This is a genomic window from Jannaschia seosinensis (assembly GCF_001408515.1).
Lineage (GTDB): Bacteria > Pseudomonadota > Alphaproteobacteria > Rhodobacterales > Rhodobacteraceae > Jannaschia > Jannaschia seosinensis.
The window spans coordinates 1-1,552 of sequence record NZ_CYPR01000166.1; the positions used below are offsets into that span (position 1 = coordinate 1).

1 protein-coding gene and 1 pseudogene are annotated in these 1,552 nt (G+C 64.8%); one reads left to right on the top strand and one right to left on the bottom strand.

The features are described 5' to 3' along the window. Window positions 1-538: pseudogene (locus JSE7799_RS12795) on the top strand (integrase core domain-containing protein); the annotation flags it as partial. Between the two features lie 382 nt (window positions 539-920). Here JSE7799_RS12795 and JSE7799_RS12800 read toward each other — a convergent pair. Then, window positions 921-1,552: transposase (locus JSE7799_RS12800; protein WP_144431692.1), on the bottom strand; the 632-nt coding region annotated here is incomplete at its 5' end.

Genomic DNA, 1,552 nt, shown 5'->3' on the forward strand with positions numbered 1-1,552 from the left:
GGCGGAGGCGCGGGCGAAGGGGCAGTTCCTGCCCGAAGCGAACGCGGGTCCCGAGGGCTGGACCTCAGCGGACAAGCTCGCTGCGGTGATCGAGACGGCGTCACTGAATGCAGTGGAGCTTGGCGAATATTGTCGGCGCCGCGGCATCCCCATGAAGGGCACAACGATGAAGGTGACGATGGAGCGGCTCGGCGTGACCGCGTCGTTCAGCCGACCCCGGGTCAGCAATGACAATCCGTTCTCCGAGGCCCTGTTCCGGACCTGCAAATATACGCCCGGTTGGCCAACCCGCGGCTTCGCGACGATCGATGAGGCGCGGGCCTGGGTCCAGGGCTTCGCCACTTGGTACAACACCCAGCATCGGCACAGCGCCATCCGCTTCGTGACACCCGACCAGCGCCATCGTGGCGAGGAAAAGGCGCTGCTGGCAGAGCGCCACCGCGTCTACCAGATGGCCCGCGCCGTACACCCGGAACGCTGGTCAGGTCAGACCCGCGACTGGCAGCCCATCGGCTCGGTCTGGCTTAACCCCGAGCGACCCGATGCCGGGCGCAGAGGCCATGGGGCTGCCGACGCGCTCCCCCATCAAGCTGGCGGCGGCGGCCCCATGGCCGGCCCAGCCGAAAACGCAGCGTGAAAACGAGTGCAGGCGACAACTACCTTGACGAACACCGCCTGCGGCCGGCCGAGGGTGTAATTAGTTTACTATAACTTGTGTGGCCAAAACTAGTGTGGCCAATGAAAATAGCGAACTAACCCGCATAATTCATGAAGCTGCGGACTTGTGCTCCGTGAGATGGTTTCCCCGGTCTCGGTTTTCTTGCGCGCACCCGGTGTTTGCGTCCGGTTGGCATGCCGGCCGGTGACTTGGGTCTTGGGCGATACGGGTTGATGTTTCGGGGTTTGTCGGGGCGCTTGCGTCAGGCTGTTTTCGGTGGGGCGAGGGCGTCGAAGAGAAGGAGGAGAAGTCCCTTTCGGGGACACGATGCCGGCAGGGTCACGATGATCCGGGTCTTCTTTTCGACGATGGTGGCGGCCAGCTTGACGAGATGCAGCCGCAGCGTGTCGAACTGGGCGCGGCGCCATGGTGAGCGCTTCGGGCAAGCCGCGCGGAGCTTCCACCAAATCCAGTAGGCGCAGCCGTGCAGCATCAGGCGCATCTGGCTGGCGTTCGCCTTCGAGCACGACGTCCGGTCTGCTGCGAGGTGGGCCTTCCACGCCTTGATGTGGTTCTCGGCCTGGCCGCGAGCGGAATAGAGCTTCTCGTAAAGGTGCTTGCCGCGGCCGCCCTCGAGGTTGGTGACGATGTAGCGGGTGTCCCGACCCATGGGGCCAACCTCGACGCGGGCGATGACGCGGCGGGGTTTCGACCACGAGCGGGCTGCGTAGGAGAAGGTTTTGAACCGGCGCAGCTTCTGGCCCGGCGTTCGGGCGTAGCGCGCCGCTGTCGACGCTTCCAGAGCCGAGATGTTCCGCGCCAGACGGCCGTTCTTTGACAAACCAAAGACATAGCGCAGCCCGAGCCCGTCACACAGGTCCAGAACCTGCGGGG